We start from the raw sequence: 26,446 nt of genomic DNA, 5'->3' as shown, positions 1-26,446 counted from the left end.
TTTGCGTAATGTTCACGCGCACCGCGCAACAGTCGCATGAAGCAGAACGGCGGCGGGCCCCGGTTCTCCGGTGCCCGCCGCCGCCCTGCGACAGGGCTCTAGTCCTGCTGGATCAGCTCGGCGCAACGCTCGCCGATCATCATCACCGTGATGTTCGGATTAACCGTCACCAGCTCCGGCATCACCGACGCATCAGCCACCCGCAGGCCGCTCACGCCCTTGACCCGCAGCTGCGGATCCAGCGGACTCATCGCATCATCTTCGGCGCCCATGCGAACCGAACCGGCTGGATGGTAGACGGTGTTGTGGGTGCGACGCAGGTAGTCGAAGATCTGGTCATCGGTTTGCACATCCTTGCCCGGGAACTGCTCCTCGCCGGCCCAATCAGCCATTGGGGACTGGGCGACGATCTCGCGTGCCTTGCGGATGCCGAAAGTCATCACCCTCGCGTCATGGCCTTCAGGGTCGGTGAAGTAGCGCGGATCGACCTTCGGCTTGTCCCGGAAGTCGCAGCTGCGCAAGCGCACGGTGCCGCGCGACTTCGCATGGGTGACATTCGGGGTCAGGCAGAAGGTATTCTCCCCGGTGGGGTAGCCCTGGCGCAGGGTGTGCATGTCGAAAGGCACCTGCCCGTAGTGCATCATCAGATCCGGGCGGTCCAGGCCTTCGCGGGTCGGGGTAAAGATGCCGATCTCCCACCACTGGGTGGAGGATTCGACCATGGGCTTCTTCGCTTCCCACTGGATCACGCCCTCCGGGTGGTCCTGCAGGTGCTCGCCCACGCCCGGGGAGTCGACCAGCACCTGAACGCCGACCTCCTCCAGGTGCTCGGCCGGGCCGATACCCGAAAGCATCAGCAGCTTGGGCGAATCGATGGCGCCGGCCGAGACCACGACCTCGCGGGCCGCGTTCAGGGTCGAGGTGCGCCCGAAGGCTCCGTCCACCACGTCGACGCCAGTGCAGCGCTTGGACGCGTCGAAATTCAGCTTGCGCGCCTGCAGCCCGGTGAGCAGGAAGAAGTTCTCCCGGCCGGTAATCGGGTGGATGTAAGACACCGAGGAGGAGGAGCGTGTGCCATCTGGCAGGCGGTTGATCTGGAAGAAGTTCGCACCGTTGACCACGGTCTGGTCATTGTTGAACTTCGCGCGCGGGATGCCAGCTTGTTCGGCGGCATCCAGGATCGCCACGCCGCAAGGGTCATTGGCCGGCACATTCATCAGCTTCACCGGACCCGAATCGCCATGGTGTGGCGCCTGCGGGCCGGCATCCTCATTGGTTTCCAGCTTCTTGTACAGGCGGTAAGCCATCTGCGAGTTCCAGCCGGTGGCACCGAACTTGGACTCCCATTCGTCGATGTCCTCGCGCGGCGCCCAGAAAGCGATGCAGGAGTTGTGGCTGGAGCACCCGCCCATCACCTTGGCCCGCGCATGGCGCATGAACGAGTTGCCATTCTCCTGCTCCTCGATCGGGTAGTCCCAGTCAAGGCCGGATTCGAGCAGTTCCATCCAGCGGTCAAGCTGCAGGACCTCATCATAGCCGCGGTCATCGGGACCGGCTTCCACCAGCGCCACCGTCACCGAGGGGTCTTCGCTCAGCCGGGAGGCTACCGCCGCGCCGGCGGAGCCGCCGCCGATAACGATGTAGTCGAAATCCTTCTTATGCATGCTCACGCTATGCCCTTTCTCGTTCAGCTTTGCTTCTGTGCGAACCAACCGGTAACCTGCGGGTTCAGATTCTGGTAGACGTGCTTGGCTTCCTGGTATTCGCCCAGGCCGGTCGGGCCCAGTTCGCGGCCCACCCCGGACTGGCCGAAGCCGCCCCATTCAGCCTGCGGCAGGTAGGGGTGGTAGTCGTTGATCCAGATGGTGCCGTGGCGCAGGCGCTTGGCCACGCGCGCGGCCTTTCCAGCATCCTGCGACCAGACAGCCCCAGCCAGGCCGTAGATGGTGTCATTGGCGATGGCCACCGCCTGATCCTCGGTTGAGAAGGTCTCCACGGTGATGGTCGGGCCAAAGGCCTCGTCCTGGGCCACCGACATCGAACCGGTGACCTGGTCGATGACCGTTGGCAGGTAGAAATGGCCGGAGCCCAGGCCGGCGCCGTCCTGTTCGGTGGCCCGGCGTCCGCCGCAGCGCACCCGCGCGCCCTCGGCGATGCCGGCCTGCACATAGGCGTCTACCTTTTCCAGATGGGCTGCCGAGATCAGCGCGCCGGTCTCCGCCTTCTGGTCGAAGGGCCCGCCCAGGGTAATCTGCTGCGCGCGGCGCACCAGCTCGTCGACGAACTTCTCGGCGATCGATTCGTGGATGACCAGGCGCGCGCCGGCGGAGCAGACCTGCCCGGAGTGCACGAACGCCCCATTGAGGGCATTATCCAGCGCAGCGTCGAAGTCCGCATCGGCGAAGACCACATTCGGGTTCTTGCCGCCCAGCTCCAAGGCCACCTTCTTCACCGTGCCAGCGGCAGCGGCGGCGACCTTGCGCCCGGTGACCAGGCCACCGGTAAAGGAGACTAGATCCACGTCCTTGTGCTCCGAGAGCACCGCGCCAGCCTGCGCGCCGGCGCCGGTGACCAGGTTGGCCACGCCAGCTGGCAGCCCAAGGTCCTTGAGGACCTCCATCATCAAGATCGCGGTGGACGGGGTCAATTCGGCCGGCTTGAGCACGAAGGAGCAGCCCGCGGCCAAAGCCGGAGCGATCTTCCATGCCGCCTGCAGCAATGGGTAGTTCCACGGGGTGATCATGGCGGCCACGCCCACCGGCTCGTAGTCGATCCGCGAGATGACATTCGGGTCGTTGGCATCGACTACGCGGCCGGCTTCCTGTCCAGCCAGCTTTCCGAAGTAGCGGAAGCAGGCGATGATGTCGTCCATGTCCAGCTCGGATTCGACCAGGCGTTTGCCGGTGTCCAGGGTTTCGGCCAGCGCGAATTCAGCCTTGCGCGCCACCAGCTGCTCGGCGGCTTTCAGCAGGAAGTCCCCTCGCTGCGCGGCCGGCACGCTGGACCAGATGCCCGAATCGAACGAGCGGCGGGCAGCTTCAATGGCCTTGATCGAATCGACTTCCCCTGCCTCGGAAACGGTGGCCACCGCTTCCCCATTGGCCGGGCAGTTGATGGTGCGGGTTTCGCCGCTGGCCGCGGGTGTGAAAGCGCCGTCGATGAACAGCGTCGCGCCATGGTGCAGGAGCGGATTCTGGTTGCTCGGAGAACTCATGCTTCCTCTTTCAGGGTTGTTTCGAAATCTGATTCCCAGTCGGTTTTGGACGCGCCGTCGGAATTAATCTGGCTGGGAGCCGCCGATTCGGTTTGCGCTTCCAGGAATTCAAGGTGGGCTTCATACTGGTCCAGCACATCGCAGATCAGCTGTTCCTTGGTGAGCCCCATCAGGTCGTAGCCGTGGCTGCCTTCCTGGGAGAAGACCTCCAGGCGGTAGTACACATCGGTGCCGGCCGAGACGCGGGCGTAGGTGGGCACCGGCAGCTGCACCGGATAGATCTGGTACTTGAAGGGCCGTTCGGCGCCGTTTTCCACCACCAGGTCCAACGAGTTCAGCTCTAGGTTGGCCACTTGCTCGATATCCAGCGCCACCGTGGCGCCGCGGGCGGTGAATTCCTCGCTGACTTCCTGCAGGGCCGGCAATGCGACCTGCCCCAGGTAGCGCTTGGCCGAGCGGTGCCCGGGATAGGACATGGCCCGGGACAGCCGCTGCTTCCAATTGCGCTTCTCGGCGCCCGATCCCATCCGGCTGGTGAGCACCTTGTGCATGTTGTTGCGGTAGCGATCGGCCAGCGCCGATTCCATGCGCAGGGATTTGAACAGCCCCAGCATGATCAGCAGCAGCACGAAGGAGAAGGGCAGGCCCATGATGACCGTGGCGCCCTGCAGGGTGGAGATCCCATCGACGAAGAGCATGCCCAAGGTCAGCAAGCCGGTGGCCAGCGACCAGAACAATCGCACCGGCTTGGAGCCGTCGGACTGCGGATCCTTCAGGTGCGAGGTGAAGTTGGCCATCACCAGGGCACCGGAGTCGGCGCTGGTCACGTAGAACAGCAATCCGGTGAAGGTGGCGATCGCCGCGGTGATCGGTGCGCCGGGCATCTGGTCCAGCAGCGAGTAGAAGGCCCGTTCCGGGGTGTTCATCGCGACCTCGCCAAAGGCTTGATTGCCCGAGCGGACGATCGCCAACGCGCTGTTGCCGAAGATCGAGATCCACAGCAGGATGAAAGCGAAAGGCACCACCAGCACGCCGGTGACAAACTGGCGGATGGTGCGTCCACGGGAAATGCGGGCCAGGAACAAGCCGACAAACGGCGCCCAGGCGATCCACCAGGCCCAGAAGAACAGTGTCCAGCCGTTGAGCCACTCATCGGGGCGGTCGTAGGCGAAGGTGTCCAGCGCCATCGAAGGGAACATCGACAGGCTGTCGCCGATGTTGTTCACGATGCCGTCGAACAGGTAGGCGGTGGAGCCGGCAATCAGCACGAAGAGCATCAGCGCAACGCACAGCAGCACGTTGATCTCGGAGAGCCGGCGGATGCCCTTTTCCACACCGGTGAGCACCGAGATGGTCGCCATCACCACGGCGGCGACGATCAGGATGATCTGCCAGGAGCGGTTTTCGGGAATGCCGAACATATAGTTCAGCCCGTAGTTCAGTTGCGCGACGCCGATGCCCAGCGAGGTGGCGATGCCGAAGATCGTGCCGAGCATCGCGGCGATGTCCACGCTGTGCCCCACCCAGCCTTCGGTGCGCTTGCCCAGGATCGGGTAGAGCGCCGAGCGGATGGACAGCGGCAGATTGTGGCGGTAGGCGAAGTAGCCCAGGGCCAGTCCCACCAGCGCATACAAGCCCCAGCCGAGCAGGCCGTAGTGGAACAGCGTCCACACCAGCGCCTGGCGAGCCGCCTCGACGGTGGATCCCTCCATGGCCGGCGGAGCCAGGTATTGGGTGACCGGCTCGGCCACCGAGAAGAACATCAGGTCAATGCCGATGCCGGCGGCGAAGAGCATTGCCGCCCAGGTGAAGATGTTGAAGGACGGGCGCGAATGATCCGGGCCCAGCCGGGTTTTGCCCACCTTCGAGATCGCGACGCCGATCACGAAGACGAGCACCGCGACGACCACCAGGGTGTAGTACCAGCCGAAGTTCCGGCCAATCCAGGTTACGGCGGCGCTGATGGCCAGGTTGGCGGAATCGCGGTCGATAATGGCCCACAGGGCGATGGCCAGCACCAGCAGCGCAGAGCCGTAGAAGACTGCCTTGTTGACCCGGGTCTTGCCCGGCTGCGGCAGCGAGCCCGGCGGCGCGGGCTTTGCGGATTCGGACGGTTCGGAACTGATCTTGGCCGTAGTCATGGCTACCAACCTATCAATGCCCGGCAAGGGCGCCAAAGCACCGCAGGACAAAACCCCACCTAGAATGCCATATCTGCGCAGGTCAAAGGAAGTCCCAGAAAATACCGGGCAGTAACATCCTGTGCTCCCCCAGCAGGGGCGAAGCTGCGCTAGATGTAGTTCCCCGGGACGTTGTGAACACTAGCGAATGAAGAAGACCTCCGGCAGGATGTGGGTTACCACACTCACCATCGTGCACGGAGGTCTTCATGTCCCACGCTAACGCACCACTGACGCCCGAAGGAAGACGACGCCTAGCGTCCTTGATCATCGATGAGCACTGGCCCATCCGCCGCGCCGCCGAACGATTCCAGGTCTCGCCCGCAACAGCCAAAAAAATGGGCAACGAGATACCATGCCAACGAATCCCTCGACGACCGCTCCTCACGCCCTAGTTGCTCTCCGACACGACTGTGCCGCAAGAACGAACGCCGCATCATCGCCCTACGCTTCAACCGGCAATGGGGACCACACCGGATCAGCTACCACCTCGGCATTCCCCGTAGCACCGTCGGACGCGTCCTGGACCGCTACCGGATGCCCAAACTGGCGCATCTGGACCAAACCACCGGGCTGCCGGTACGCAAGCCCCGCCCTGTGCGCTACGAGAAGCAGGCACCGGGCGAGCTGGTGCATGTGGACATCAAGAAACTGGGCCGCATCCCAAAGGGCGGAGGCTGGCGCGCGCATGGTCGCGGTTCAGCCCAAGACCGCCAGGCCGGTGCCGCGCGGGACCGTGCGGCACGCCAGGGCGCCAAGGGGTCACGGGGCTATCTTTTCCTGCATCACGCGGTCGACGACCATTCGCGGCTGGCCTATTCCGAAATCCTCAACGACGAGAAGAAGGAAACCGCAGCCGGGTTCTGGCAGCGAGCCCGTGGATTCTTCGCCGCGGCTGGCATTGTCGTCACCGCGGTGATGACCGATAACGGTTCCTGCTACCGTTCCAAGGTGTTCGCCCAGGCGTTGGGGCCGGGCGTGAAGCACCGGCGCACCCGACCGTATCGGCCTCAGACCAATGGGAAAGTCGAACGGTTCAACCGGACGTTGTCGCAGGAATGGGCGTACGTGAGGGCTTATGACAGCGAAGAAGCCAGGGCCGCAGCCTACGGCGCCTGGCTTCATCACTATAATTATCATCGACCCCATACCGGGATCGGTGGTCTTACTCCGTCAGATCGTGTTCACAACCTCACGGGGAACTACAGCTAGAGCACCTCGGTGGCGCCGTCGGCCTTGAGCTGCTCCACGGTCTGCTTGACCTTCTGCGCATGCTCCTTGGTGGTCACCAGCAACGCGTCGGCGGTATCCACCACGACCACGTCCTCGATGCCCACCAGCGCCACCACGCGCGGGCGGTCCGAATAGACGACGCCGGTCGCGCTGTCCGCGTACACGCGCACCTCGTCGCCGCCCAGGTTGATGATGCCCTGATCGGCACTGGCCTTGTTCAGCCGGCCGATCGCGGCGAAATCGCCCACGTCATCCCAGTTGAACACGCCAGGGATCACCGCGACGTCCCCGGCCGCGGCGGCCGGCTCGGCCACCGCATAGTCGATGGCGGTCTTGGGCAGATCGGCCCAGACCTCGCGCATCACTTCTTCGCGCTGCCCGGTCTCCCACGCATCGGCGATCTTCATCAGCCCGGCATGCAGAGCCGGCTCGTTGGCTTCCAGGTGCTCGAGCATCAGGCTCACCGGCGCGACGAACATCCCGGCATTCCACAGGAACCCGCCGGAGGCCAGGTACTTGCGGGCGGTGTCCTCATCGGGCTTCTCCACGAACTGCACCACCCCGCGCGCCGAGGGCGCATTGGGCACCTGCAGCGGCTCGCCGGTCTGGATGTAGCCGAAGCCGGTGGACGGGTGCGTCGGGTGGATGCCGATGGTCACGATCTTGCCGGTGGCGGCGGTGTGGATCGCTTCGCTCAGCGCTGCCTGGAACACCTCGACCGGCTCGATGACCTGGTCCGCGGCGAAGGAGCCCATGATGATGCTCGGGTCGCGGCGGTACAGGATGGCGGCGGCCAGGCCGATGGCGGCGGCCGAGTCGCGCGGCTCCGGCTCGAGGACCAGGTCCTCGTCGCAGAGCTCGGGCAGCTGGGAGACGACAGCTCCGCGGTGCGCACGCCCAGTGACCACCATGATGCGTTCGCCGGCCAGCGGGACCAGGCGGTCATAGGTGGCGCGGATCAGCGTGGAACCGGATCCGGTCAGATCGTGCAAAAACTTCGGAGCGGAGGCCCTTGACAGCGGCCACAATCGGGTGCCGACACCGCCGGCGGGGATCACGCCGTGGAATCGGGCTAATAGGTCTGCATTCACGCATTCCAGACTAATTCATTCGGTGGATAATCCCGTCCATTGAAACCTGTGCAAGAAATTAAATACGAAACCCTCCCATGAGGTATTACGGGCGGAATATCGGCCTTTTAGCGCATAATTACCCCTTTTCGGTGAACATGCTCACAGGAACAAGACACGAAATAGATCGGAGCTGGCTAAGTGGTTTAGACTCGCACAAGGAACGCTCGCACAAGTGCGTCAAATCTCATTGTGTGCAATATACACATGCGCCGTTGCGAGCCTTGGAGGTTTAGTTCAGTGTCGAAGACTTCGTCAGGCACCCTATACCGCGGCCATGAAGGCATGTGGTCCTGGGTGGGACACCGAGTCACCGGTGTCGTTATTTTTCTCTATCTGCTGGTGCACGTGCTCGATACGGCAATGGTCCGTGTCGATGCCGGCGCATACGACGCAATCATTAGCACCTACCAGACTCCGTGGATGGCACTTGGTGAAACCGGTCTGGTTGCAGCAATCCTCTTCCACGCATTCAACGGCCTGCGCTTGATCCTGGTCGACTTCTGGAAGCAGGGCACCAAGTACCAGCGCCAGATGCTCTGGGGCGTTCTGGTCCTCTGGGCCATCGTCTTCGCAGGCTTCGCTATCCGTCACCTGTCGATCGCATTTGGGAGCCACTAAGCCATGAGCGTTTCTATTCCTGCTCCGCGCAGCCAGCGCATTGATCCAAAGTACAAGCGCGGACCGAAGTCCCGCGGCAGCTTCGAGATGCTGGCATGGCTGTTCATGCGCCTGTCCGGCGTCGTGCTGATCATCCTGATCTTCGGCCACCTGTTCTCCAACCTGATGGTCGGCGAAGGCATCTCCGGCATCGGCTTCGGCTTCGTCGCCGGCAAGTGGGCCTCGCCGCTATGGCAGTTCTGGGACCTGGCCATGCTGTGGCTGGCCATGCTGCACGGCACCAACGGCGTGCGCACCATCATCAACGACTACGCAGAGAAGCACGCAACCCGTGCATGGCTCAAGGGAATCCTGTACGTCGCAACGATCTTCATCATCGTGCTTGGCTCCCTGGTGATCTTCACCTTCGATCCATGCGTCACCGGCAGCACGCTGCCGCAGTGCTAAGTGGAACTCCCCTAGTTCCAGCCAATAGCCACAAAGATTTTTAGAAAAGAGAGCATCAAGAATGCAGGTACATAAGTACGACGTAGTCATCGTCGGTGCCGGTGGTGCAGGCATGCGTGCAGCGATCGAATCCGGTCAGCGCGCACGCACCGCAGTGCTAACCAAGCTTTACCCAACCCGCTCGCACACCGGTGCGGCCCAGGGAGGCATGTGCGCAGCACTTGCCAACGTCGAGGAAGACAACTGGGAGTGGCACACCTTCGACACCATCAAGGGTGGCGACTACCTGGTTGACCAGGACGCAGCCGAGGTCATGGCCAAGGAAGCTATCGACGCCGTGCTGGACCTGGAGAAGATGGGCCTGCCATTCAACCGCACCCCAGAGGGCAAGATCGACCAGCGCCGCTTCGGCGGACACACCCGCGACCACGGCAAGGCCGCCGTGCGCCGCGCCTGCTACGCAGCTGACCGCACCGGCCACATGATCCTGCAGACCCTGTACCAAAACTGCGTCAAGCACAACGTCGAGTTCTACAACGAGTACTACGTGCTCGACCTGCTGCTGGTCGAGGAGGACGCCTACCGCGAGGACGGCACCGCCTACAAGCAGAAGCGCGTTGCCGGCGTCGTCTCCTACGACCTGGCTACCGGCGAACTGCACGTCTTCCAGGCCAAGTCGGTCATCTTCGCCTCGGGCGGCGCCGGCAAGGTCTTCAAGACCACCTCGAACGCGCACACCCTGACCGGTGACGGCATGGGCATCGCCTTCCGTGCGGGCCTGCCGCTGGAGGACATGGAGTTCTTCCAGTTCCACCCAACGGGCCTGGCGGGCCTGGGCATCCTGCTCACCGAGGGCGCCCGCGGCGAAGGCGCGATCCTGCGCAACTCGGATGGCGAACGCTTCATGGAGCGCTACGCACCGACCATCAAGGACCTGGCCCCACGCGACATCGTCGCCCGCGCCATGGCCAACGAAGTGCGCGAGGGCCGCGGCTGCGGTCCGAACAAGGACTACGTGCTGCTGGATTTGACCCACCTGGAACCAGAGCACATCGAATCCAAGCTGCCGGACATCACCGAATTCGCCCGCACCTACCTGGGCGTGGAGCCATTCACCGATCCGGTTCCGGTCTACCCGACCGCGCACTACGCCATGGGCGGCGTGCCGACCAACATCAACACCGAAGTGCTGCAGGACAATGACACCGTCATTCCTGGCCTGTTCGCCGCCGGCGAAGTCGCCTGCGTTTCGGTGCACGGTTCCAACCGTCTGGGCACCAACTCGCTGCTGGACATCAACGTGTTCGGCAAGCGCGCCGGCGTGGCAGCTGCCGAGTATTCCAAGACCGCCGACTTCGTCGAGCTGCCTCAGAACCCGGAAGCATTCGTCACCGCACAGCTCGAAGGCGTGCTGAACGGCACCGGCACCGAGCGTGTCGCCGAGCTGCGCTCGATCCTGCAGGAGACCATGGACGCCAACGTCCAGGTGTTCCGCGACGAGCGTTCGCTGAAGGAAGCGCGCGACGTGATCGAGGATCTGCGCCGCCGCTACAAGAACATCAGCATCCAGGACAAGGGCAAGCGCTTCAACCTGGATCTGCTCGAAGCCGTCGAGCTGGGCTTCCTGCTCGACTTGGCCGAGGTCATCACCGTTGCCGCATTGCACCGCAAGGAATCCCGCGGCGGCCACTACCGCGAGGACTACCCAGACCGCGACGATGAGAACTTCATGAAGCACTCGATGTCCTACCGCGACGCAGATGCCGTCACCGAGGACATCAAGGGCATCCGCATGGAGACCAAGCCAGTGGTCTTTACCCGTTACCAGCCAATGGAGCGTAAGTACTAATGAGCACCGAACTGCCAGAACCACCGTCAAAGATCGAGCTGAAGCCAGGCGTCGGCGGCGGCGGAGAAGTTCCAAGCTTCGACATCACCCTGCGCGTTCGCCGCTACCTGCCAGAGGCTACCGCGGACGCATACTGGGAAGATTTCAAGCTGACCATGTACGGCACCGACCGCGTGCTGGACGCCCTGCACAAGGTCAAGTGGGACCACGACGGCACCCTGTCCTTCCGCCGTTCCTGCGCCCACGGCGTGTGCGGTTCCGATGCCATGCGCATCAACGGCCGCAACCGCCTGGCCTGCAAGACCCTGCTCAAGGACCTGGACACCTCCAAGCCGATCACCGTTGAAGCCATCAAGGGCCTGCCTCTTGAAAAGGACCTCATCGTCGACATGGAACCGTTCTTCCAGTCCTACCGCGAGATCATGCCATTCCTGATCTCCAAGGGCCACGAGCCAACCAAGGAACGCTACCAGTCCGCCGAGGATCGCGAGATCTTCGACGACACCACCAAGTGCATCCTGTGCGCTGCGTGCACCAGCTCCTGCCCGGTGTTCTGGACCGATGGCCAGTACTTCGGCCCGGCCGCGATCGTCAACGCCCACCGCTTCATCTTCGACTCGCGCGATGATGCAGGCGACATGCGCTTGGAGATCCTGAACGACAAGGAAGGCGTGTGGCGCTGCCGCACCACCTTCAACTGCACCGAAGCATGCCCACGCGGCATCCAGGTGACCAAGGCTATCGCCGAGGTCAAGCAGGCAATTCTGGCGCGCACCGTCTAAGGACGCGCCAAGAGGCCCGAACCATTGATGGTTCGGGCCTTTTTGCATCTCTTCAACTCCTCCGCCTCGCGTGGCATGATGGGCAGTACTCGCCCTTTTCCCAATGCACCACAGAGCTGAGGAGCAAACATGGCCAGTGAACCAACATCGACAACCCAGGCAGGAATCCCGGCAGCCAGCGACCGCAACTCGCTGACCGTGGGCCCCAACGGCCCGATCGTGCTGCACGACCACCACCTGATCGAGACCCTGCAGCATTTCAACCGGATGAACGTGCCCGAACGCCGCCCGCACGCCAAGGGGGCCGGCGCTTTCGGCGAATTCGAAACCACCGAGGACGTCTCGGCATACACCAAGGCCGCCCTGTTCCAACCCGGGGTGAAAACCGAAACGCTGTTGCGCTTCTCCACCGTAGCCGGCGAGCTCGGCGCCCCCGACACCTGGCGCGATGTGCGCGGCTTCGCGCTGAAGTTCTACACCACCGAAGGCAATTTCGACCTGGTCGGCAACAACACCCCGGTGTTCTTCGTGCGCGACCCGATGAAGTTCCCGCACTTCATCCGCTCGCAGAAGCGGCTGCCCGATTCCGGGCTGCGCGACGGCACCATGCAGTGGGACTTCTGGACGCAGAACCCCGAATCCGCCCACCAGGTCACCTACATCATGGGCCAGCGCGGCCTGCCCAAGACCTGGCGCGAGATGAACGGCTACGGCTCGCACACCTACATGTGGGTCAACGCGGCCGGCGAGAAATTCTGGGTGAAGTACCACTTCTTGAACAAGCAGTCCGAGAAGTTCGAGACCATGCGCGGCGCGCAGGCCGAGGAGCTGGCCGGGGCCGACGCCGACTTCCACCGCCGCGATTTGTTCGAGGCGATCAAGGCCGGCAACTTCCCGCAGTGGGACCTGTACGTGCAGGTCATGCCCTACGAGGAGGCGAAGACCTACCGGTTCAATCCCTTCGATCTGACCAAGGTCTGGTCCAAGAAGGACTATCCGCGGATCAAGGTCGGCACCCTGACGCTGAATAGGAACCCGGAGAACTTCTTCGCGCAGATCGAGCAGGCGGCCTTCTCGCCGGGGAACATGGTTCCGGGCATGGGGATGAGCCCGGACAAGATGCTGCTGGGCCGCAATTTCGCCTATGCGGACGCCCAGCGCTACCGCATCGGCACCAACTTCCAGCAGCTGCCGGTGAACAAGCCCAAGTGCCCGGTGCACTCGTACAACTTCGAGGGCAACATGACCTACGAGCACACCGGCGATCGCAGCGTCTACGCGCCGAACTCCTTCGGGGACTCGTGGAGCGATGAAACCGGGCTGGCGGAGAATTCCTTCGAGTCCGACGGCGAGCTGGTCCGCGAGGCCTACACGCTGCGCAAGGACGACGGGGACTTCGTCCAGCCCGGCATCCTGGTCCGCGAGGTGATGGACGATGCCCAGCGCGCAGAGCTGGTCGAAACCGTCACCGGGGCGCTGGACGGGGTCATCGAACCAGTGCTGTCCAACGCGATCGAGTACTGGAAGAACATCGATGCGGACACCGGAGCGAAGATCGAAGCGAACGTGCGCGCCAAATAGCGCGCACGAAAAACGCCAGCCGCATGGCTGGCGTTTTTTCATGCTCGGGATCCGCTAGGAACCGAGTGCGATGTCCTCGCTGAAGTTCCACTCCCCGCCACGGGTATCGAACAGCTGGATGCGATCGGCGGTGAAGGACAGCCGCGTCCCGGCCAGCGCTGCCTGCGCGGCGTCCAATTGCTCCGCCGGCACGTTCTGCGCGATGGTCAGGTGCGGATGGTAGGCGAAGGCCGATTCGTGCCTCAGCGCGTCGCCCAGCAGCGCCCGGTGCAGCACCCAGCACTCGTCCGCGCCAGTATCCAGCGGCAGGAACACGACGTCGCTGGCCGGCCGGAAGGTCTGCGCCGCACCCAGCTCGATGCCGAAGGGCTTTACCGCGGCGGCCACCCGGCGCACCTGCGCGGCCGCCTTCTCCCAGGAATTCAGGTAGGACCCGGACACCAGGGTGATATGCGGGGCGATCGGCGCGGTGGCCTCTCCCCCGTATTCCTGGCGCCACGCGCGCAGCGTCTCCCGGTGCGGCTGCGGCACCGGGATCACTACGCCCAGGGTGTACTCGAAGACCATGGTTTCAGCTAGATTCCCAGCGGCGGCAGGAAGCCGACCTTCTGGTAGACATCGGAGACAGTCTTGGAAGCGACTTCGCGGGCCTTGGCGGCACCGGCCAGCAGCAACCGGTCCAGCTCCGCCGGGTCATCCAGCAGCTCCAGGGTGCGGGTGCGGATCGGGGCCAGGCGCTCCACGACGGCGTCGGCGACAGCCACCTTCAGGTGGCCGTACATCTTGCCCTCGAACTCTTCGACCAGCTGGGGCACATGCTTGCCGGTCACGGCGGCCAGGATGTCCAGCAGGTTGGAGACCCCTGGCTTCTCGGCCTTGTCGTAGGCCACCACGGAGCCGGCATCGGTCACCGCGGACTTGATGCGCTTGGCGATCAGCTTCGGCTCGTCGAGCACGTTGATCAGGCCGGCCGGCGACTCGGCGGATTTGGACATCTTCGAGGTCGGGTTCTGCAGGTCGTAGATGCGTGCGCCCTCCTTCGGGATGAACGCCTCGGGCACGGTGAAGGTCTGCCCGAAACGGTGGTTGAAGCGCTTGGCCAGATCGCGGGCCAGCTCCACATGCTGGCGCTGGTCATCGCCCACCGGCACGCCCTGCGGCTGGTAGAGCAGGATGTCCGCAGCCATCAGGATCGGGTAAGTGAACAGCCCGACGCTGGCGGCGTCCGCGCCGCCCTTGGAGGACTTGTCCTTGAACTGGGTCATGCGGCTAGCTTCGCCGAAGCCGGTGATGCAGTTCAGCACCCAAGCCAGCTGCGCGTGCTCGGGCACCTGGGACTGGACGAACAGTGTGGACTTGTCCAGGTCGATGCCCGCTGCCAGATACTGGGCGGCAGTCACGCGGGATCGCTTGGCTACCTCAGCCGGGTCCTGCGGCGTGGTAATCGCGTGCATGTCCGGGATGAAGAAGAATGCTTCGTACTCATCTTGGATCTTGACCCAATTGACCAGTGCGCCCAAGTAGTTGCCAAGGTGCAACGAATCAGCCGATGGCTGCATTCCTGAAAGTACGCGGGGACGGGTTGTTTCCATGGTTTTCCTTAGAACTGGTAGTCGACGACCAGCGGTGCATGGTCGGAGAAGCGCAAATCGTAGGCCGAGGCACGGTCCACATGTGACTTGATGGCCTTGGCGGCTAGCGCCGGAGTGGCCATGTGGTAGTCGATGCGCCAACCTGCGTCGTTGTCGAAGGCCTGTCCGCGGAAGGACCACCAGGTGTACGGTCCCTGCACGTCGCCGGCCAGTTCGCGTGCCACATCCTTGTAGCCGATTTCCGGGCCGAAGAAGCCATCGAAGTAGGCGATTTCCTCGTCCATCACGCCGGCGCGCTTATTGTGGTTCGGCTTCCAGTTCTTGATGTCCTTCTCGGTGTGCACGACGTTCAGATCGCCCACCACCAGGACGTGGTCCTTCTCGTTCTTCAGTTCGACCAGGCGCACGTTCATGCGCTGCAGGAAGCGGTACTTGTCCTCCTGCTTCTGCGTGCCCAGCTCGCCGGAGTGGACGTAGGCGGAGACCACGGTGAAGATCTCGCCGTTGACGTCGAAGTCGGCTTCGACCCAGCGGCCGGATTCGGCGAAGTAGTCCTCGCCGATGTGCTCGCGCACGGCGACCGGCTCGGTGCGCGAGAGCACTGCGACCCCGGCGCGGCCCTTGTCCTTGGCTTCGGCGTGCAGAATATGCCAACCCTCGCCGATCAGCTCGCGCAGGATCTTGTCCGGTGCGCGCACTTCCTGCAGGCACAGGATGTCCACGTCGCGGGCGGCAATCCAGTCGGCCATATTGCGCTTGTAGGCGGCGCGAATGCCGTTGACGTTGACCGACGCGACGCGCAGCGCGCCGGCGTCCTTGTTGAGAATTTCCACACTGGTAGGTATCACCATTCCACCTTACAAAACTATGTGCCCTATTACGCGCTGATCTGGCCTGCGCCGAAATACGCGCAACGAAAAAGGGCAACGCTTGCGCGTTGCCCGGATCGGTTAGTCGATGATTTCGCCGTCCATCGGCTTGGCCGGCTTGATCATGTCCCGCGCATTCGCCGCGGTCATCTGGATCGTCTCCAGCGCCCGGTCGATCATGCCCTCGTAGTCCTCGCCCTTCGCCTCGCGCTGCTCGGCGATCACCCGGGCTTGGACCTGGACGATCTTGAAGGAGTGGTCCAGCTTCATGTCGCGCTGGCTGGTGGATTCGTCGACGATCACCGAGCCGGACTGGGCGCGCGGGGTGGCCGCCGCGGTCGCTTCGCGCAGCGAGCTGTTGAGCTTGTCCGCGCCGCGCTTGAGGCCGAACATCATGAATGCGGCCAGCAGCAGCCAACCGGCGGAGATGACCACGACAAACCAGCCGACGATCTCATTGGAGTTGGCGGCGAAGACCACTGCCACCAGAAGGACGATGACCATGACGGCCATTGCCAGAGTTGATGCGTTGAGGGTAACTTTCTTGCCCTGCTTCGCGCTGCTGCCTAGAGGTTCCATGCCTCCAATTCTCGCACCATCACCCCGCTTCTAGCCAATTTCAACCCTGCCCTTTCGCCCACAGCGTGGCTAGCCGAACAGGCTCTGCAGGTCCTGCCCGGAAAGGCTCGCGCGAATCAGCAGGTAGCCGGCGATGCCCACCACCCAGCCGAGGGTTTCCTGGGCGTAGACCGCGGCCTTGGAGCCCAGCTTCTGCATCCAGGCTTCGATGCGCGGCCCGGCTAGCGCACGCGCGCCAACCAGCGCCAGGGCGGGCACGATCATCACCAGGCAGTAGCCGATGAGCGCGAGCAGCTGCACGCTGGTGCCCCAGCCGGCAGACTGCATCACCCCGACGGCCGCCAGGTAGGGAAGCATGGTGGGCAGTTCCAGCAGTCCGGCGACCAGCGCCAGCACCACCAGCCCGGTGCGGGTTTCCAGTGCGGTGCCCAGGCGTCCGCGCAGCCGCCGCGGCACCTGCTCGATAGCCTCCGTTGATTCTGGGGCGTGGGCTTGGTGCCCCGCGCCAACGCGCGCCGCGGCTTTCTTCCGCGCACTGGCCGCCTTCTGCGCGTCGGTGCGGTAGGACAGCGCCCAGATGATCATCAGCGCGCCAATCGCCATGCCCGCCAGCCGGAAGAAGCGGTGCTCGAAGATGCTGGGGTCGATGAGCAGCAGCCCGCTGCGCAGCAGTACCCCGATGACCCAGTAGAAGCCGGCGATGACCATGAGGTAGGCCAGCACCTTGGCGATGGCCTCGCGGCGCCCGCGCAGCAGCAGCCACAGCGGGATGACCAGGGTGCCGATGCTGGTCGAGTCGATCAGCGCCAGGATGACCAGGGAGAGTTCGGGATTGCTCGTGATGATGTCCATGCTTTCCACTCTTCCGTGCCTTGCCGCAATGCGGTATCGGCCAGTGGTCTGCGCTTTCTCCTCCTTAAGGGGGATACCCGGCGGGCAGGGCGTCGGGGATGCTGGAAGCATGAACTTCATTCGGCGGATGGGCAGCGGCGACAAGGAGCCCGAGGTCGTCGGCACCTATCTGGTGCTGACCGTGATCCTGCACCTGTCCGGGCTGACCAACCCGCCATGGGTCGCGATCGGCGGCTACGAGTGGATTGTGCTGCTGATGATCGGCCTGGCCGCCGTGCTGGTGCGCCGCCGGTTCCTGCTCGCCAGCACGCTGATCATGCTGCTGTGCGGTGCCGCCCTGCTGGCGGTGGGCAGCATCGGCGGGTATTTCCTGCTCTTCGAGTGCGTCTTCGGCCTGTTCCTGCTCGGCTCATCGAGGCTCCGGACGGCGGCCTTCGCACTGCTGTGCCTGGCCGCCATCGTGCTGGGCATCGCCGCCTGGCTGGGCAGCGGTGATCCGCAACAGGTGGTGCTGAGCCTGTTCATAGCCGGCTTCATCCTGTTCACCCCGATGCTCTGGGCGCAGAATGTACGCACCGCCAAGGACCTGGCCACCGCCGAGGCCCAGCGGGTCCAGGCGGTGCAGTCCGCGGCGGCGGCCCGCGAGGACCAGCTGGTCGCGGAACACGAGTTCTCGCGGGTCGAAGAGCGCACCGCCTTGGCGCGGGAAATGCATGACGTGCTGTCGGCGAGGTTTTCCTCGATCGCCCTGCTGTCCGGCGCGCTGCTGCCCTCGGCGCCGGAAACGGTGCGCGCCCCGCTGCAGAGCATCCGCGACGAATCGGTCTCCGGCCTGGAAGACATGGCCGACATGGTGCGGATGCTGCATTCCGGCGGGCCGGCGCTGCAGGCGCGGATCGAGGACCTGCCCGAGCTGGTGGCAAGGTTCGGCAGCCCGATGCGCTGGGAGTACCGGGTGGCGGATCCGCAGCGCTTCTCCCCCGCGGTGCACACCGCCGCGCACCGCACGGTCGCCGAGCTGCTGGTCAACCATGCCAAGCATGCCCCGGGCACCGATCTGAAGCTGAGCGTCATCCAAGATCGGAACCTGTCCATCACCGCGCGCAACCCGCTGGGGCAGGATGCCGGCTCGTCCCCGGGTGCCGGGACCGGGCTGGAAAACATCAAGACCCGCGTCGCCGCGCTGGGCGGGCACGTCGAGGTGCGCACCGACGCGGATTTCGCGGTGCACGTCGAATTCCCTGAAACAACGGAGGAAGAATGAAAGTGCTGATCGTCGACGACCATGCCACCGTCCGCATGGGCATCCGGCTGGTGCTGCAGGCGGCCGATGACCTGGAGGTCATCGGCGAGGCGGCGGACGGGCGCTCGGCCACTTCCATGGCCCGGGCCCTGTCCCCCGACGTGATCCTGATGGACCTGCGCATGCCGGTGCTCGATGGCATCGAGGCCACCAAGGCGCTGCATGAGAAGTACCGGGTCGTGGTGCTCACGACCTTCGACGACGACGAATACCTGTTCGGCGCGCTGCAGGCCGGCGCGCACGGGTTCTTGCTCAAGAGTGCCGAGCCACAGGCGATCATCCTGGGCGTGCGGGCCGCCGCGCGCGGCGAATCGGTGCTGGATCCGCAGGTGACCGACCGGATCCTGGCCCGGGCGCTGGCCGTTCCCGAGACCGCGGCGCTGCCGGAGCTGACCGGCCGGGAGCGCGAGGTGCTGCAAGGCATCGGCGAGGGGCTGAGCAACCCGCAGCTGGCGCAGCGCCTGGGCATCGGGCAGAGCACCGTGAAGACGCACGTCTCCCAGGTGCTGGCCAAGCTCGGGGTGTCAACCAGGCTGCAGGCGGCGAGGATCGCCTACGGGGCTACCAGCTCACCAGGCAGAACGGGTGGTCCTGCGGATCCAGGTACACCCTGAAGGTCTTGGTGCCTTCGCCGGTGGCCTTCGCGCCCAGGTGCAGCACCTGCTCTTCGGCCAGGTCCAGGTCGGCGACCTTCACGTCGATATGCGCCTGCTGCGGGTGCACATGCCCCGGCCATTGCGGCGCCACATAGGGGCTGACCGCCTGGAAGGCGAGCGCAGGATGATCCGGGGCATCGCCAATGGAGACCCAGTCGGGCTCGTTGTCGATGCGCACCATTCCGAGGAGCTGTTCATAGAATCCGGCCAGTGCATCGGGGTCCTCGCAGTCGATGACCATGGCCTGCCATGTGCCAATCATGTGGCCATTATCCGCGCAGCGCGGCGCCGCGTCTACCAGGATTCAGCCATTGCGCAGGTGCAGTGGTCGATCAGCGCCTGCACGCGGGCAGGGATCTGCACCCCCTTGGGCGTGATCGCCACGACCGCATTCGGGTAGTTGGGCGCCTTGAGCTCGCGGAAGGCCAGCGGCCGGCCCTCGATGGAAACCTCGGCGTTGTTCGGGCGGCGCATCAGCAGCCCGTAGCCCAGGCCGCGGCCCACCATCGCGGCAACCAAGATCATCTGCGGGACCGAGGCGGCGATCCTAGGCTGCAGGCCCTGGGAGGCGAAGAGCTGCATCTGGTGCTCGGTACTCGGGTCGGACTCGTACACGATCAGCGATTCGCCGACCAGGTCCGCCAGTTCCAGCGGACAGTCGAGCTTGGCCAGCCGGTGCTCGGGGTGCAGCACCACCTGCATCTCGGTCCGGTAGATCGGCACGGCCATCGGGCTTTTCCTGTTCGCGCCTGCTTCAGTTTGGTGCGCAGCACCGTTTCCGCTCCGGCGCTTGGCTGGAAGCGCCGGCTGCGGGCCTGCGGCATCGGCCGGCGGGAGTAGCCGTATGCTCCCCCGGGAGTATTCCAGCGATATCACCGAGTGCCGTTGCGCAAGATGCTGCAGGGATCAAAAAACCGGCAGCCCATCTGGGCTGCCGGTTTTTTCGCGTCTACTTCGCGGCGTTGCGCTCCGCGGCTTCGACCACATTGTTCAGCAGCATTGCGCGGGTCATCGGGCCCACGCCGCCCGGGTTCGGCGAAACCCAGCTGGCGGTCTCGTACAGCGCTGGATCGATATCGCCGGTGACCTTGCCGTCCACACGGGAGACGCCCACGTCCAGCAGGATCGCTCCGGGCTTGGCGGTCTTGATCATGTGGGCCGAACCGGCGGCGGCGATGACCACATCGGCCTGCGCCAGCAGCTCGTCCAGGTTGGTGGTGCCGGTGTGCGCCAGGGTCACGGTGGCGTTGATGCTGCGGCGGGTCAGCAGCAAGCCGACCGGGCGGCCAATGGTCACGCCGCGGCCGACCACCAGCACATGTTTGCCGTTCAGGTCGATGTCGTGGCGGGCCAGCAGGTCCACGCAGCCCAGCGGGGTGCACGGCAGCGGGGAGGTCATCGGGCGGTTGACGTTGGCAACCAGGCGGCCGAGGTTCATCGGGTGCAGGCCGTCGGCATCCTTGGCCGGATCCATGGCTTCCAGGATCACGTCCTGGTCGATGTGCTTGGGCAGCGGCAGCTGGACAATGTAGCCGGTGCAGTCAGGGTTCTCGTTCAGCTCCTTGACCTTGGCCAGCAGCTCGTCCTGGGTGGTTTCCTCGGGCAGGTCCACGCGGATGGATTCGATGCCCACCTCGGCGCAGTCCTTGTGCTTGCCGCCCACGTACCAGGCCGAGCCAGGGTCATTGCCGACCAGGATGGTGCCCAGTCCGGTGGTGTGCCCGGCAGCCTTGAGCGCGGCAACGCGTTCGGCCAGTTCCTGCTTGATAGCGGCCGCGGTGGCCTTGCCGTCGAGAATGCGTGCGCTCACGCGTATCCTTCCGTAGGTGCCCTGTTCAGGCGGATGGCATGCAAACCCAGGCGCGCGGCTCGCACGATTAGCTCCCTGGTGGTTACCCACCTAACGCCAGTCACGCCCTCCAGTGTAGCGAAAATGGCCTCGGGAATGACTTTGAAGTGTGCAGGGTTACCTTGATTGTGCACTCGACAATCGTGATCGGCGCAGGGCAAGCCGGGCTTGCCGCCGCCTACCATCTGGCCAAGCGCGGCATCGACTTCCTGGTGCTCGATGCGAACCCGGGACCCGGCGGGGCGTGGCAGCATCGCTGGGATGCCCTGACCCTGGGCACCGCGCACCATATCCACCCCTTGCCGGACTTCCCGCTTGAGGTGCAGGACTCCACGCGGCCGGCCTCCCAAGTGGTCTCCGAATACTATGCGGAATATGAGCGGCGCTTCGCGTTGCCGGTACGCCACGGCGCACCGGTGACCTCGGTGACGCGGGACGGCGAGAACTTCGTGGTGCACGCCGATGCAGAGTACCGAGCACGGACAATCATCAACGCCACCGGCACCTGGACCAACCCGTTCTGGCCGGTCTACCCCGGGCAGTTCGACGGCCCGCAGGTGCACACCAACGGTTTCCGTTCCCCGCAGCAGTTCGCCGGGCAGCGGGTGCTGGTGGTCGGGGCCGGAGCCAGCGCCACCCAGTTCATCGTGCAGCTTCGCGCGGCCGGGGTGGACACCCTGTGGTCCACGCGCAGCGCCCCGGACTGGCGCGAAGAACCCACCGGCGCGGAATGGGGACTGGAAGTGGAGCGCCAGGTCAACGAGCGCACCAGCGCCGGACTGCCGCCGAAGTCGGTGGTGGGCACCACCGGGCTGCTGCTCACCGAGACCATGCGCGCAGGGATCGCCTCCGGTGCACTGGTCTCGCGCGGGAAGATCGACCATCTGGAATCCGATGCGGTGGTCTTCACCGACGGGTCACGCGAGAAGATCGATGCGATCCTGTGGGCCACCGGTTTCCGCCATGCCCACCGGCATTTGCGCGACCTGAAGCTGCACACCGCGGCCGGCGGCATCCTGCTGGAGGACGGGGTCGCGGCGGTAGAGGTGCCGGGGTTGTTCTTCGTCGGCTATGGCGCATCGGCCTCGACGCTGGGCGCTACCCGCGCCGGGAGGAAGGCGGCGCTGGCTGCCACGCGCTATGTCCAGCGGATGCCGGTGAACGCAACGTAGCTGGCGGGATTGGCAGAACCTCGCTGGCGGGCGCTACCTTAGAATCCATGAACCAGTACATCGTCACCCTATCTTGCATCGACCGCCCTGGCATCGTCCACGCCATTTCCGGAGGTCTGCTGGGTGCCGGTTGCAATATCACCGAGTCCCAGCAGTTCCTCTCGCCGGAGACCGGCACCTTCTTCATGCGCATCGAGGTCGCCACCGAGCAGTCGCTGGCGCAGATCCGCGCGGGGCTCGCACCGATCCGCGACGACTTCCACATGACGCTGCGCGTGGATGACCGTGCCAAGCGCACCCGCACCATGCTCATGTGCTCCAAGGCCGGGCATGCGCTCAACGATCTGCTGTTCGCCCAGCGTGCCGGCACCTTGCCCATCGATGTGCCGGTGATTGTGTCCAACCACCTGGATCTGAAGCCGATGGCCGACTTCTACGGTGTGGAGTTCGTGCACCTGCCCGTGACCAAGGAGAACAAGTCGCAGGCCGAGGCCGAGCTGCTGTCCATCGCGGAGAAATACGACGTCGAATTGGTGGTGCTCGCCCGCTACATGCAGATCCTCTCGGATTCGCTGTGCGAGCGCATGGAAGGCCGGGTCATCAACATCCACCACTCCTTCCTGCCGTCCTTCAAGGGTGCCAAACCTTACCACCAGGCCTACGCCCGCGGCGTGAAGCTGATCGGCGCCACTGCGCACTACGTTACCGCTGACTTGGACGAGGGCCCGATCATTGATCAGGAAGTCACCCACGTCTCGCATACCCGCACCGCCGAGCAGCTTGTTGAGCTGGGGCGCAGCGTGGAAGGCCGGACGCTGACCCGCGCCGTGCAATGGCATGCCGAGCACCGGGTGATGCTCGACGGCCAGCGCACCATCGTCTTCTCGTAATCATGGAATATGCATCGCTGGCGGTTGTCGCCCTGCTGATTGCCGCCTCGGCGTGCTGGCCATTGCTCAAGGCATCTGGCAAGCGCCGCAAGGCGTTGAACGCCCAGGCTCTGCAGCTGCCAGAGCACCATCGGCCGCGCTATCGGCAGTCGCTGGCTGGAAATCCGCTGGCTTTTCCCCTGGCCATGAGCGGCGGCTATGCGCTGTGCCGAGAAGCGGACCTTGATGAGTTCCTCTTTCCTGATCCGGAAGAAGAACGGATTATCCTGGCCGAAGCGTGGGGAATCTTCGACACCGAGGATGCCGTGCAGGAGCTCTGGTCATTGCTGTCCCACGGGCATCGCTCTGACTGGCAGCGCTCCTGGGAGCTGGTCAATGCCGGTGGAGCTGCTCTGGCCCAGCAGCGCAAGATCCTTGGCAGCCGGGCGCGGACGTCTGCGGAGGCGCGCGAAGAATTGCTGTCGCTGCGCCGGTTGCAGCGCAACGAGCGCAGCGTGCAGGATCTTGATTTCCTGGCCTGGGATCTTTCACGCGCCGTCATGGTCGCCCGCTCCGCGGCCACCTGCGGCTTCTTGGATCAACGCGTAGCCCAGGACGTCGCCTTGCAGGCAGCGTCGTATGCCCAGCAAACTTATGGTTCGTGGGATGAATTCGCGAAGGCATTTGATACCGCACGCTGGTTCTGGCGCGCGCAGCAGGATAACGCGCTGGATGATGCTCACGACGTGCATCGGACGCAGGTTCTCACCAGCCCTGAGGGCCCTTTCGTACAAGTGGATTTCAACGCACGGGTACCGACCAGCCAGCTGCTGCTCCTCGATGCAGCGCAGGAACTGGGACTATCGTTGCGCGCGGGCGAGGAGGATCGGGACTGGCAGCGTGCACTGGTGGCCGCGGCCCGCTCGCGGACTTAAGATCTTCGGTAGTGAACTCGCTGTAGCAATGCTTGGCCATTACAGTAGGTGAAATGACGCACATCATTACCATTGACGGCGCGACCCCGAAAGTCGGCCAGGACGTTTTCGTAGCCCCTACCGCCACCTTGAGCGGCGATGTCGAGCTGGCTGACCGTGCCAGCGCTTTCTACGGTGTTTCCGTGCGCGGCGATTCGGCGCCGATTCGCGTTGGCGAAGGCACCAACTTGCAGGACAACGTCGTGCTGCACGCCGATGAAGGTTTTCCTTGCACCCTGGGCGCGGGCATCTCGGTGGGCCACTCGGCAGTGGTGCACGGCGCCAGCGTGGGCGATGGCTGCCTGATCGGCATGAGCGCCACCGTCATGAACGGTGCCGTAATCGGTGAGCAGTCGCTGGTTGCCGCCGGTGCGCTGGTGCTGGAAGGCACGCAGGTTCCACCGCGTTCATTGGTTGCCGGTGTCCCTGCCAAGGTCCGCCGCGAGCTGAGCGATGAGGAAGTCTCCGGCTTGAAGACCAATGCTGACCACTACCTCGTTCTGGCTGCCAAGCATCTGGAAGCCAACGCCTAGAGTTTTCAAGGTCCTGGAAGCGCACTGCTTCCAGGACCTTTTCGCTTTAAGCATTGTGCGCGCTGCTCAGGGCTCGGCGATTTCTACGTCCAGCAACCCCGCACGCCACCGCACAGTGGTCTCCTCCGCCAACGCCTCAGCCTCCAACGCTTCAGCCGGAGTCATGAAATACGTGTTGACCCGCAACTTCTGCTCCGGATCCAACTCCGGAGGCAACAGCACCATCGGCCGGCTGCCAGGGATCTTCACCGCATGGAACAGCCCGCAATGCCTGGCCGTATGGTGAATCAAGCAATTCAACACCGCAGACTTGATATCAGTCCGACCGCCCTTCTCCCACGGATCCAGATGATCCGCTTCGCATCGTTGTGCTGGCATGCTGCACCCAGGATACGAACACCCCCGATAAGCCGCCCGCAAGGCACGCACTTGCGCCTTGGAGAACAACCTCTGGGTCCGCCCCAAATCCAGTGGCAGGCTCCTGCCGTTGAGCACCACCGGGAGAATCCCGGCAGTGCACAATGCCGTCCTGGCCTCGCCCGGGGAGAGCAGGATCCCCGAAGACGTCACCGCGAAATCCTCCATTTTCCGTTGCAGCTTCTCCCAATCAAGGATGATGCTCACCTGCGAACTGGCAAACCCGGCCTGCTGTTCCGGCGGGCTAGCATTCGGTTTCCGATCTGTCATCAGCAAAGCCATGAAGCCAACGAGCCGCCGCCGCTCGGGTTTGAGATCTTCCCATTCACCGTTGGCCGGGTTCTCGTCAGCGGAAGTATCTTCTGGTTGGAGTTCCTCGTCGTCGGAATCGAGATCCTCGCTTTCCGGGTGGATGTCCTCTTTTTCGGAGTGGTGATCATCTTCATCCGGCGGGTCATCCTCGATGCCCTCGGACGTCTCGTCATCCGGTCTGTCTTTCGCCCAGTCGGGCTTGCTGTCCTCATCATCCCAGCCACTGGCCTCGGCACCAGCGAACTGGGCATCCACGTCCTTCAAGCCCTGCCGGTTGCCGGCAACCGTGGAAGGATTATCCAGATTCGCGAAATACGCCTCGATATAAGCAGACTGCGAGGGCAGAACACGGAAGAGGTATTCAACCAGCCCCTTGCGCATCCCGCGCTTGAAGATCCCGATCCCATCCAGCAAGGCCTTCAGCGGGCGCTTGCCGGCCTTGACCTGCGCGACCAGGTCGTTGATGTGCTTGCGCGCCGATTTCGGCTCCGACCGCAGGAACGCCGCGGACTCGGCCTGCAGCTGCTGCTTCTTCGCTTCGGCCGCTTTCCCTTCGCCCAGGTCCTTGCGCACCGAATGCAGCTTCATCGCCGCCGAGGCGACCAGCCGCGGATCGATGCCCGGGTCTTCGAACTGCACGGCGAGTTCGGGCAACCACGGGGCAGTTGGTTCTCCTGCTTCGTCTACGCCGCCGAGCAGGCAGTCGGCCTGCACCAGCCGGGCGGCCGCGGTGCTGCGCGGGATATCCAGCCATCCGGTCATCAACCCTTTGGCATCCTTGAAATGCGTGCGCCCCGTGGTGGTGCGCCCCTTCGCCGCGTCGATTTCCTCGATGGTGGGGTCGGGCCCGAGGTCCGTGATGGCCTGGAAGGATTCCTGGTCCAGCTTGTGCGCGCCGGTGCTCCGCAGGGCGGCGGCCGCGTGGACCTGCGTACGGGTGAGTTCTTGGGTCATGTCTTCGGTGAGCAGCGCGAAATAGGCGGCTTGGCCTGCGGTGAGTCCCGCGTGGGCCAGGCGCCGGGTCGCTGAAGCGGCCAGCGCTTTGGCGTTGGCCAGGTCCTTCAGTGCTTGCGCGATGTTTGTGCTCATGGGAACCAGCATGCGCCCGAAATGTCGTGCCGCGGGCATGCGCGTGCGGACTGCGGACAAGTCTATTTATCTGCTCCCACTGGCAACCACACCTCGCAGGTGGCGATGCTGAGGTTCTGGGCCCGATCGGGCACAGTGGCAGTGGATGCCACGAGTCAATGCAATGCCAACGGAGCCCGATGCTATGGCTCATTCCTCGACCCACACGGTCCGGAGCAGGCGTTAAATACGCTAGCCCGGCTCGTCACACCTCCGGAGGACTGCCGGGCCTACTTTCGAACGCTACTGCCTTCGACAATCTCATTATGGCAACTCGACCCGAGCAGAGTCCACACAGGGTACT

24 protein-coding genes and 1 pseudogene are annotated in these 26,446 nt (G+C 64.3%); 12 read left to right on the top strand and 13 right to left on the bottom strand.

Annotation, left to right across the window (positions count from 1 at the left end; genetic code table 11):
- Positions 1–98: 98 nt before the first annotated feature.
- The 3 genes from ACLQ8T_RS03405 to betT are packed head-to-tail and all read right to left on the bottom strand — an operon-like array spanning position 99 to position 5,355.
- Complete coding sequence (locus tag ACLQ8T_RS03405) at positions 99–1,664, bottom strand: GMC family oxidoreductase (protein WP_073706596.1); 1,566 nt, start codon at positions 1,662–1,664, stop codon at positions 99–101.
- A gap of 23 nt (positions 1,665–1,687) precedes the next feature.
- A complete protein-coding gene (locus ACLQ8T_RS03400) occupies positions 1,688–3,214 on the bottom strand; it encodes an aldehyde dehydrogenase family protein (RefSeq protein ID WP_413455691.1) in 1,527 nt (508 codons plus the stop codon).
- On the bottom strand, positions 3,211–5,355 hold the full coding sequence (betT, locus tag ACLQ8T_RS03395) for a choline BCCT transporter BetT (protein WP_413455690.1): 2,145 nt from the start codon (positions 5,353–5,355) through the stop codon (positions 3,211–3,213). Before betT ends, ACLQ8T_RS03400 begins: the two co-directional genes overlap by 4 nt.
- Positions 5,356–5,603: 248 nt before the next feature.
- Between betT and ACLQ8T_RS03390 the strand changes: the two are divergent.
- Positions 5,604–6,606, top strand: a pseudogene (locus ACLQ8T_RS03390) (IS481 family transposase).
- Here the strand turns inward: ACLQ8T_RS03390 and ACLQ8T_RS03385 are convergent.
- Positions 6,603–7,718 (bottom strand): mannose-1-phosphate guanylyltransferase, encoded by a 1,116-nt coding sequence (locus ACLQ8T_RS03385; protein ID WP_128469647.1) that lies wholly within the window; start codon positions 7,716–7,718, stop codon positions 6,603–6,605. The pseudogene ACLQ8T_RS03390 and the gene ACLQ8T_RS03385 sit on opposite strands and share 4 nt — an antisense overlap.
- 246 nt (positions 7,719–7,964) lie before the next feature.
- Here ACLQ8T_RS03385 and sdhC point away from each other — a divergent pair, with 246 nt between their 5' ends.
- The 5 genes from sdhC (at position 7,965) to ACLQ8T_RS03360 (ending at position 13,037) form a co-directional block, all read left to right on the top strand.
- A complete protein-coding gene (gene sdhC / locus ACLQ8T_RS03380) occupies positions 7,965–8,378 on the top strand; it encodes a succinate dehydrogenase, cytochrome b556 subunit (protein WP_413455689.1) in 414 nt (137 codons plus the stop codon).
- A 3-nt stretch (positions 8,379–8,381) separates the two neighbouring features.
- Entirely contained in the window at positions 8,382–8,825 is a 444-nt protein-coding gene (locus tag ACLQ8T_RS03375; RefSeq protein WP_128469646.1) for a succinate dehydrogenase hydrophobic membrane anchor subunit, read from the top strand.
- Between the two features lie 61 nt (positions 8,826–8,886).
- Positions 8,887–10,674 (top strand): succinate dehydrogenase flavoprotein subunit, encoded by a 1,788-nt coding sequence (sdhA, locus tag ACLQ8T_RS03370; protein WP_413455688.1) that lies wholly within the window; start codon positions 8,887–8,889, stop codon positions 10,672–10,674.
- Complete coding sequence (locus ACLQ8T_RS03365) at positions 10,674–11,456, top strand: succinate dehydrogenase iron-sulfur subunit (RefSeq protein WP_204720811.1); 783 nt, start codon at positions 10,674–10,676, stop codon at positions 11,454–11,456. The genes sdhA and ACLQ8T_RS03365 overlap by 1 nt, the downstream gene beginning before the upstream one ends.
- A gap of 129 nt (positions 11,457–11,585) precedes the next feature.
- Positions 11,586–13,037 (top strand): catalase, encoded by a 1,452-nt coding sequence (locus tag ACLQ8T_RS03360; protein WP_413455687.1) that lies wholly within the window; start codon positions 11,586–11,588, stop codon positions 13,035–13,037.
- 54 nt (positions 13,038–13,091) lie between these two features.
- Here the strand turns inward: ACLQ8T_RS03360 and ACLQ8T_RS03355 are convergent, their stop codons facing one another.
- From ACLQ8T_RS03355 to ACLQ8T_RS03335, 5 genes are all read right to left on the bottom strand, one after another.
- Positions 13,092–13,604 (bottom strand): 2'-5' RNA ligase family protein, encoded by a 513-nt coding sequence (locus ACLQ8T_RS03355; RefSeq protein WP_413455686.1) that lies wholly within the window; start codon positions 13,602–13,604, stop codon positions 13,092–13,094.
- Positions 13,605–13,612: 8 nt separating this feature from the next.
- Positions 13,613–14,629 carry a tryptophan--tRNA ligase gene (gene trpS / locus ACLQ8T_RS03350; protein ID WP_204720805.1) on the bottom strand — a complete coding sequence of 339 codons (1,017 nt, stop codon included), beginning with the start codon at positions 14,627–14,629 and terminating at the stop codon, positions 13,613–13,615.
- A gap of 8 nt (positions 14,630–14,637) precedes the next feature.
- A complete protein-coding gene (locus ACLQ8T_RS03345; RefSeq protein WP_413455685.1) occupies positions 14,638–15,480 on the bottom strand; it encodes an exodeoxyribonuclease III in 843 nt (280 codons plus the stop codon).
- A 99-nt stretch (positions 15,481–15,579) separates the two neighbouring features.
- A complete protein-coding gene (locus ACLQ8T_RS03340; protein WP_038989932.1) occupies positions 15,580–16,077 on the bottom strand; it encodes a hypothetical protein in 498 nt (165 codons plus the stop codon).
- 69 nt (positions 16,078–16,146) lie between these two features.
- Positions 16,147–16,929: a GAP family protein gene (locus ACLQ8T_RS03335; RefSeq protein ID WP_413456365.1), complete on the bottom strand. Its 783-nt coding sequence runs from the start codon at positions 16,927–16,929 to the stop codon at positions 16,147–16,149.
- A 109-nt stretch (positions 16,930–17,038) separates the two neighbouring features.
- Here ACLQ8T_RS03335 and ACLQ8T_RS03330 point away from each other — a divergent pair, with 109 nt between their 5' ends.
- Both ACLQ8T_RS03330 and ACLQ8T_RS03325 read left to right on the top strand, forming a co-directional pair.
- Positions 17,039–18,193: a sensor histidine kinase gene (locus ACLQ8T_RS03330; RefSeq protein ID WP_413455684.1), complete on the top strand. Its 1,155-nt coding sequence runs from the start codon at positions 17,039–17,041 to the stop codon at positions 18,191–18,193.
- Positions 18,190–18,846: a response regulator gene (locus tag ACLQ8T_RS03325; RefSeq protein ID WP_413455683.1), complete on the top strand. Its 657-nt coding sequence runs from the start codon at positions 18,190–18,192 to the stop codon at positions 18,844–18,846. Before ACLQ8T_RS03330 ends, ACLQ8T_RS03325 begins: the two co-directional genes overlap by 4 nt.
- Here the strand turns inward: ACLQ8T_RS03325 and ACLQ8T_RS03320 are convergent.
- From ACLQ8T_RS03320 to ACLQ8T_RS03310, 3 genes are all read right to left on the bottom strand, one after another.
- The gene (locus ACLQ8T_RS03320) at positions 18,794–19,150 is read right to left on the bottom strand and encodes a VOC family protein (protein WP_128469636.1); all 357 of its coding nucleotides are present in this window, start codon (positions 19,148–19,150) and stop codon (positions 18,794–18,796) included. The two genes, ACLQ8T_RS03325 and ACLQ8T_RS03320, sit on opposite strands and share 53 nt — an antisense overlap.
- Before the next feature lie 32 nt (positions 19,151–19,182).
- Positions 19,183–19,617 carry a LysR substrate-binding domain-containing protein gene (locus ACLQ8T_RS03315; protein WP_413455682.1) on the bottom strand — a complete coding sequence of 145 codons (435 nt, stop codon included), beginning with the start codon at positions 19,615–19,617 and terminating at the stop codon, positions 19,183–19,185.
- 220 nt (positions 19,618–19,837) lie between these two features.
- A complete protein-coding gene (locus ACLQ8T_RS03310; protein WP_121866296.1) occupies positions 19,838–20,698 on the bottom strand; it encodes a bifunctional methylenetetrahydrofolate dehydrogenase/methenyltetrahydrofolate cyclohydrolase in 861 nt (286 codons plus the stop codon).
- A gap of 167 nt (positions 20,699–20,865) precedes the next feature.
- Between ACLQ8T_RS03310 and ACLQ8T_RS03305 the strand changes: the two genes are divergently transcribed.
- The 4 genes from ACLQ8T_RS03305 to ACLQ8T_RS03290 are packed head-to-tail and all read left to right on the top strand — an operon-like array spanning position 20,866 to position 24,285.
- Positions 20,866–21,909: a flavin-containing monooxygenase gene (locus tag ACLQ8T_RS03305; RefSeq protein ID WP_413455681.1), complete on the top strand. Its 1,044-nt coding sequence runs from the start codon at positions 20,866–20,868 to the stop codon at positions 21,907–21,909.
- A gap of 47 nt (positions 21,910–21,956) precedes the next feature.
- Positions 21,957–22,799, top strand: coding sequence for a formyltetrahydrofolate deformylase (purU, locus tag ACLQ8T_RS03300; protein WP_413455680.1), 843 nt, complete (start codon positions 21,957–21,959; stop codon positions 22,797–22,799).
- Positions 22,800–22,801: 2 nt separating this feature from the next.
- Entirely contained in the window at positions 22,802–23,713 is a 912-nt protein-coding gene (locus ACLQ8T_RS03295; protein WP_413455679.1) for a DUF1266 domain-containing protein, read from the top strand.
- 53 nt (positions 23,714–23,766) lie between these two features.
- Entirely contained in the window at positions 23,767–24,285 is a 519-nt protein-coding gene (locus ACLQ8T_RS03290) for a gamma carbonic anhydrase family protein (RefSeq protein WP_038989942.1), read from the top strand.
- A 66-nt stretch (positions 24,286–24,351) separates the two neighbouring features.
- Here ACLQ8T_RS03290 and ACLQ8T_RS03285 read toward each other — a convergent pair whose 3' ends face one another.
- Complete coding sequence (locus ACLQ8T_RS03285) at positions 24,352–26,103, bottom strand: HNH endonuclease (RefSeq protein WP_413455678.1); 1,752 nt, start codon at positions 26,101–26,103, stop codon at positions 24,352–24,354.
- Positions 26,104–26,446 lie beyond the last annotated feature (343 nt).

The sequence above is a fragment of the Glutamicibacter sp. FR1 genome (assembly GCF_047300825.1).
In the GTDB taxonomy this organism is placed as follows: Bacteria; Actinomycetota; Actinomycetes; order Actinomycetales; family Micrococcaceae; genus Glutamicibacter; species Glutamicibacter nicotianae.
The sequence above is the reverse complement of the archived record's forward strand: the minus strand, read 5'-3'. Positions and strand labels throughout refer to the sequence as shown.